This window comes from Amycolatopsis sp. SID8362, from assembly GCF_010550475.1.
Lineage (GTDB): Bacteria > Actinomycetota > Actinomycetes > Mycobacteriales > Pseudonocardiaceae > Amycolatopsis > Amycolatopsis eburnea.
Window position 1 is genome coordinate 1 of sequence record NZ_JAAGNB010000398.1, and the last position, 6,644, is coordinate 6,644.

A 6,644-nucleotide genomic window follows, 5' to 3' on the forward strand; every position below is an offset into this window, starting at 1 on the left:
GGCGGGCCCCGTCGCGCGGGCGGCCGACCGGCTGCCCCCGATCGGCGGCGCCGCGCCGCCGCCGGACTGGTCGCGGGCGGTCATCGACTCGACGATGACCCGCTACACCCCGGACAAGATCGGCGGCTGGGGCTACACCCTCGGCCTCTACCTCTACGGCCAGTACCTCTTCTACAAGCGCACCGGCGAGCGGAAGTACCTCGACTACATCGTCGCCTGGTACGACCGGTTCATCACCGACAGCGGCATTTCCAACAGCTTCACCAACCTCGACGCCATGCGCTCGTGCCAGATGCTGCCGCTGCTGCACGCCGAAACCGGCCGCAAGAAGTACAAGACGGCCGCCGACCAGCTGCGCAAGCGGTTCCCCGGCTACCCCCGCACGTCCGACGGCGGCATGTTCCACGCCACGAGCAAGGTCGGCCAGCTGTGGGGCGACGGCGTGTACATGGCCCAGCCGTTCCTCGCGCTCTACGGCGCCGCGTTCAACGACGGCGCGTACTGCTTCGAAGAGTCGGCGAAGAACATCTCCGTGTACTTCAGCCACCTGCGCGAACCCGCGAAGGGCCTGCTGTACCACGCCTACGACGAAGACGGCTCCGAATCGTGGGCGAGCGGCGCCGGGCACCACTCGAAGTACCACTGGGCCCGCGCGATCGGCTGGTTCGGCATGGCCGCCATCGACATCCTCGAGGTGCTGCCGCCGAACCACCCGCGGCGGGCCGCGCTGATCGACGTCGTGCGGTTCCTGGCCGCGGGCTACCAGCGGTACCAGGACCCGGCCACCGGCCGCTGGTACCAGGTCGTCGACCGCGGCGGCGACCCGAAGAACTGGCTGGAGACGTCGGCGTCGTCGATGTACGCGTTCACGATCGCCCGAGGTGTCGAGCGCGGCTACCTGCCGGCGGAGTACCAGGCGGTCGCGGACAAGGGTTACGCCGGCGTTCTGAAGAAGGTCTCCCTCGGCGCCGACGGCCTCACGAACATCACCGACATCTGCGAGGGCACCAACGTCGGCGACCTGTCCTACTACTACGCACGGGCCCGCAAGACCAACGACTTCCACGGCCTCGGCGCGTTCCTGATCATGAACGAGCAGTTCCACCACTGACCACGAGGCGCGCCGCAGGAAGGGCCCCGGCTTTCCGGCCGGGGCCCTTCCGTCGTCAGCAGTCCGAAGTGGACCCGGTCGCGTTCACGCGCAGCGCCGAATTCTTGACGCAGTACCCGGTCACCGACTGGAAGCCGAGGTCGTACGGGCTCTCGCTGCCCTTCTCCGCGGTGAAGTGGTCGAAGGTGATGTCCGAGCTGTTGTTGACGATGCTCGCCGGGCGCCCGTCGTCCTTGCCGAACTCCACGGAGCTGTCGACGAACCGGATGCCGGCCGCGTAGTGCAGGTACCAGCCGTAGGACGGGCGGGTGCCGATGCTCTTCGGGTTGTAGTCTGTCGCGTTGTTGCTCGGGACGCCGGTCGACATGGTTCCGTTGCCGCCCGGCACCTTCAGCTTGACGCCGGTGAAGGTGACGTCGGAGACGCGGTGGCCGCTGTCCGCGCCCCAGATCGTCGGGCTGAAACTGCTGCCGGTGTGCGTGCCGGTGACGTTGTCGAACGTGATCCCGCTGATCGACCCGACGCCGGGGCTGTTCCCGCACCGCTTCCGCGTGCCGATCTTCATCATCACCGGCGAATACGTCCCGGACATCGTGATGTTCCGGTAGTGGACGTCGGAGATCTTCGCGCCGTCCATCGACACGATCCCGATCCCCGACTTGTGCGCGCCGGTGATCGCGATGTCCGAGAAGTGGTAGCCGGTGAAGTCACCGCAGGTCTCGGAGCCGAACATCAGCGCGTTGCAGCACACCGCCGAGAGCTTGGCGCCGGTCACCGTGACGTTCCCGTTCGGCAGTTTCGCGCCGAGCGCGTAGTCGCTCTTGAACACCAGCGCGTCGTCGTTCGCGGCGATGCTGGCGTTGGTGATGGTGACGTTCGTGGTGCTGATGATGTTCCAGCCGTCGCGGTCGCCCGCCGTGTCGATGGTCAGGTGGTCGGAGACGACGTTCTTGCAGCCGTTGATCAGCGCCGCGAAGTGCCCGCCGCGGCGCAGCTTGATGCCGGACAACGTCAGCCCGTCGCACCGGGTGAGCGACAGGATCTTGTCCGCTTCCCCGGATTTCGGGTTGCCGGTGATCAGGTTGCCGCCGCCGTCGATGGTGCCCGCGCCGGTGAAGCCGATGTTCGTCAGCTTGTCGCCGGTGAACATCGCGTTGTGGAAGTGGCTGTGGCCGTAGTCCTGGTAGGCGTCCCAGGGGTTCGCTTCCGGTTTGTCGTAGGTGTCCGCACCGGACCCGGTGATCGTCGCGCCGGCGTCGAGCTGGATCGTCACGTTGCTCTTGAGGTGCACCGTGTGCGCCGACTTGTAGGTGCCGGAGGTGAACCGGACGGTGCCGCCACCAGCGGCGTTGGCCGCCGTGATCGCCTTGTTGACGGCGGAAGAATCGTCGGCGGAACCGTTGCCCTTGGCGCCGTAGTCCTTCACGTCGTACACGCCGCCGGGTGCGGCCGTGGAGATCCCGGTACCGGCCACCACCAGCCCGGCCACCGCCAAGCTGATCAGCAAAGATCTTTTCACCGTGAGACCGCCTTGTCATGGAATCGGGAAATTCGGCATGACGGCGGAAAACCCAGGTTACGAGTGACGCGAACGGACTGTCAAGATCGGCGGGCCCGGGGGACCCGCGCCACCCCCAGTCGGACGCGGGTCCCCCGGAGTCCTTTCGGGATTCGAAGTCTACCTTCGGCGAGCCCGGCGAAACCGTGCGTTTTTCACGGTCGCACCGGGAATCCCGCATGATCGCGCGCGGCGTCAGCCGAACCCTACTCCGGACGACAGCAGGGTGAACGCCCGTTCGGCGGCGGCGACGGCCGCCGGAAACCGCTGCCGCGCCGGGACACCGGCCGCGACCGCGTCCATGTTCGCCGTGGCCAGGGTCCGCCGGACCGCCGAGATCTGCGCGGCGGCGAGGCCCGCGTCGAGGACCGGGACGCCCGCCTCGCCGAGCGCGGCGGCCAGCGCGGCCTCCCCCGCGGACGTGAACCCGGCCAGCCGGGCCACCAGCGCGGGGGTACCGGTGACCAGCCGGAAGACCGCGAGCACGCCGGGCTCGTCGCACAGCCCGGTCACCGGTTCGCGTTCGCCGAGCCCGCGCAGGAACGCCTCCCGCAGCGCTTCGAGCGGGCCCTGGCCGGGCCGGCGCGCGCGGACGACGTCCGCCGCGTCGGTCTCGTGGTCGGCGAACCGGTGCAGCACCAGGTCCTCTTTGGTCGGGAAGTAGGCGAAGAGCGTCCGCTTGGACACCTCGGCCGCGCCCGCCACTTCGGCGACCCCGACGGCGTCGAACCCGCGCTCCAGGAAGAGCCGGATCGCCGCCGTCGAGATCGCCGTCCGCGTGCGGAGCTTCTTGCGCTCCCGGAGGCCTGGTTCATCGGTCACGTCACGCAGCGTAGCGCTCCGGCGCTCACACCTGCTGGAGGCCGGGCGTGCCCGCTTGCACTACGTAGCTGCGGTCGTTCTTGATCACGACCGACGCCGGGTCGTACACGCTGGTGTCGGACGTGGTCATGAAGTCCGCTCGCGTTTGCGACGGCGTGGTCGTGACGCGGACGTAGCCGCGCTCGCCCTTGCAGTACTTGACGTGCGGGTTGTTCGCGTACCAGGTCGAACTGGGCGCGGTCGCGGTGTCGCTGTTGCTCGTCACCGACGTCGTGACCAGCTCCGAGCCGATGACCGGGTCGCTGTGGTCGAAGTAGTCCAGGCGCAGGTCGGCGGCCCAGTGCCGGTGGACGTCGCCGGTGAGCACGATCGGGTTGGCGACCTTCCGGTCGACCCAGCCCTGCTGGATCCGGTTGCGGGAGGCCTCGTAGCCCTGCCAGGAGTCGGGGCTCTCGCAGGTGGCCTTGTTGCCGTCGCCGTCCCGCGTGGCGAAGAAGACCTGCTGGCCGAGGAAGTCCCACGTCGTCGGGTGCGACTCGAACTGCTTGAGCAGCCACGCTTCCTCGGTGCTGCCGAGGATGCTGCGCGTGGTGCTGCGCATGTCCGTGCAGGACGGGCCCGCGTCACCGGAGGGGTCGGCGACCTGGGCGTTGCGGTACTGGCGCGTGTCGAGCATGTGGAAGCGGGCCAGGTTGCCCCAGACGAACTGGCGGTACAGCTGGATCGACGAGCCGTTCGGCTTGGCCGTCGAGCGGATCGGGGTGTTCTCGTAGAAGGCCTGGAACCCGGCGGCCTTGCGCGCGGCCGACGCCGGTGAGGTGGTGCCGTTCCAGTTGTTCATCACCTCGTGGTCGTCGAACACCACGATCCACGGCGCGATCGCGTGCGCGGCCTGCAGGTCGGCGTCGGTCTTGTGCTGGGCGTGGCGGGCGCGGTACTGCGCGAGCGTCGTCACTTCCTCGGTGAAGGCCAGGCTGCGCGGGTTGCGTTCCGCGGCAGCGCGGCCCGACTTCTTCTCGTAGATGTAGTCGCCGAGGAACAGCACCAGGTCCGGGTCGTCGGCCACGATCCCCTTGTACGCGTGGTAGTAGCCCTCCTCCCAGTGCTGGCAGGAGCTGAAGCAGTACTTGAGCTGGTTGACCGCGGCCCCGGCGGCGGGCGCGGTGCGCGTCCGGCCGACCGGCGAGATGTAGCCGCCGGTCTTGAAGCGGTAGAAGTACTCGCGCGCGGGCTGCAGCCCCGTCGGTTCGATGTGGACGCTGTGCGCGGCCGAGCGGACCGCGCTCGCCTGGCCGGTCTGCACGACGGAGGTGAACGCCTCGTCGTTCGCGATCTCCCAGTCCACCGCGTAGGTGGCGTCCGGCATGCCGCCGAAGCCGTCCGGGTTGAGCGGCGCCGGCGCGAGTCTCGTCCACAGCACCACGCTGTCGGGGAGCGGATCGCCGGAGGCGACACCGAGCTGGAAGGGGTCGTGGATGGTGGGGGCGGCGACCGTGGTGCGGGCGTTCGCCCACGACGGCAGCGCCGCCGAAGCCGCGGTGGCGGTGACCGCGGCGAGCCCGCCGAGGAGCACCTTGCGCCGGTTGACCTGACCCATGGTGGAAAGCCCTTTCTCTCGGGTGGACGCGGTCAGGCCGCGAAGTCGGTGAGGCCGTCGGAGCAGGACTTCAGGTCCGGCTTTCCGGTGGTGTAGTTGGCGACGCAGACCTTGTAGAAGACCCAGCCGCCGGACGGGACGGAGACGGCCTTGTCGACCTTCGTGCCCTCGCCACCGGAGTTCCAGACGTAGAACGGCCCGGCACCGCCCTTGAGCCAGTAGGCGACGACGGCCGAGTAGCCGTCGGCGTTCGTGTCGTAGACCAGGAAGTGCGAGTCGGACGAGCGGTACTGCCCCTCGCCGGCGCAGGCGTCGGCGCACTGGGCGCTGCCCGTGCCGACCCCGCAGTCCGGCGCGATCCGCGTGTCCGAACCGGTGTAGACGTAGGTGTCCGAGATGTACCCGCCGAGCGCGGGCACGTAGTCCCAGAGCGTGCTGGTGCCGTAGGTGCCGGTCACCGAGGACCCGTTGACCTGGCAGTCGATGGCGACGGTCGCGCCGTTCGCGACGGTCTTGACGGCCGTGGCGCTCGCGGTCGGCGCCCGGCGGACGTTGAGCGGGTCCCCCGCGGTCTTCACGGTGCCGCTCGCCGCGGCGGACGCCTCGAGCGCCCCGCCGACCGCGAGTGAGCCGACCGCCGCCACGATCACCCCGAGTCCGGCCATACGCCGGAGGTTCAAACGCTTCATGGCGGGAGCGTGACCGCGCCCCGTACACGTCTCGTACAAAGCCCGCCCTCGCGCGCACGCGCGCGCACAGACACTCCGAATGGATCTATCGCCCGAGGTCGGAGCGGTCATAGCATCCGGTCATGGGGGAACTCATCGGGCAGGTTGAGACCACCTCGCTGACCATCCGCGTCCTCGGCCCGCTGGAAGTCACCGCCGCCGGGCAGGTCGTCGCGCTGGGCGGGCCGAAGCCCCGGCTGCTGCTGGCCGCGCTGGCCCTGCAGCCGAACGTCGTCGTGTCCACCGACGTGCTGGTCGAGGTGCTGTGGCCGGATTCGGCACCCCGGTCGGCGGCGGCGAACATCCGCACGTACGTCCATTCGCTGCGAAGGCGCTTCGCCGAAATCGACCCCGGCCTCGGCGAGCGGATCAGCAGCCGCGCGTCCGGCTACCTGCTGACCGCGTCCCCGGCCGAACTGGACCACCTCGCCTTCGCCGCGTTGGCCGGCGAAGCGCAGGAAGAGCTCGACGGCGACCGTGCCGAGAGCGCTCTCAAGCTTTTGGACCGCGCCGACGCGCTGTGGCGCGGCGAAGTCCTCGAAGGACTCCCGCACGACCACAGCTGGGGCGCGACCGTCGCCCGGCTCGCCGAGCTCCGGCTTTCGGTCCAGGAACAGCGCCTGCGCGCGCGGATCGGCCTCGGCCGCTGCGGCGAGGCCGTCGCCGAGCTGCGCGGGCTGGTCACCGAGCACCCGCTGCGCGAAGAGCTGTGGGCGCAGCTGATCGTCGCGTTGCGGGCCGCGGGCCGGACCGCGGACGCGATCGAGGCGTACGAGTCGGCCGAGCGCGTCCTGCGCGAAGAGCTCGGCGCCGAGCCGGGCGCGCGGC

6 protein-coding genes are annotated in these 6,644 nt (G+C 69.7%); 2 read left to right on the forward strand and 4 right to left on the reverse strand.

Translation table 11 applies throughout. The features are described from left to right. A partial coding sequence (locus tag G3I65_RS12995; RefSeq protein ID WP_160696339.1) for a glycoside hydrolase family 105 protein occupies positions 1–1,111 on the forward strand: 1,111 nt, incomplete at its 5' end. Positions 1,112–1,166: 55 nt separating this feature from the next. Here the strand turns inward: G3I65_RS12995 and G3I65_RS13000 are convergent. From G3I65_RS13000 to G3I65_RS13015, 4 genes are all read right to left on the reverse strand, one after another. Continuing rightward, complete coding sequence (locus G3I65_RS13000; RefSeq protein ID WP_160696340.1) at positions 1,167–2,630, reverse strand: glycosyl hydrolase family 28 protein; 1,464 nt, start codon at positions 2,628–2,630, stop codon at positions 1,167–1,169. Positions 2,631–2,864: 234 nt separating this feature from the next. Next, positions 2,865–3,491, reverse strand: coding sequence for a TetR family transcriptional regulator (locus G3I65_RS13005; RefSeq protein ID WP_160696341.1), 627 nt, complete (start codon positions 3,489–3,491; stop codon positions 2,865–2,867). Between the two features lie 25 nt (positions 3,492–3,516). Beyond that, positions 3,517–5,088 (reverse strand): alkaline phosphatase, encoded by a 1,572-nt coding sequence (locus G3I65_RS13010; protein ID WP_160696342.1) that lies wholly within the window; start codon positions 5,086–5,088, stop codon positions 3,517–3,519. Between the two features lie 32 nt (positions 5,089–5,120). Then, complete coding sequence (locus G3I65_RS13015; protein ID WP_166640035.1) at positions 5,121–5,777, reverse strand: hypothetical protein; 657 nt, start codon at positions 5,775–5,777, stop codon at positions 5,121–5,123. 122 nt (positions 5,778–5,899) lie between these two features. Here G3I65_RS13015 and G3I65_RS13020 point away from each other — a divergent pair. Continuing rightward, the coding region (locus tag G3I65_RS13020) for an AfsR/SARP family transcriptional regulator (protein WP_160696343.1) at positions 5,900–6,644 on the forward strand (745 nt) is incomplete at its 3' end.

What these genes read in the sequence shown, in the direction of transcription:
- G3I65_RS13010 (WP_160696342.1), bottom strand. Translation starts at nt 5,088, where the DNA reads ATGGGTCAGGTCAACCGGCGCAAGGTGCTCCTCGGCGGGCTCGCCGCG.
- G3I65_RS13015 (WP_166640035.1), bottom strand. Translation starts at nt 5,777, where the DNA reads ATGAAGCGTTTGAACCTCCGGCGTATGGCCGGACTCGGGGTGATCGTG.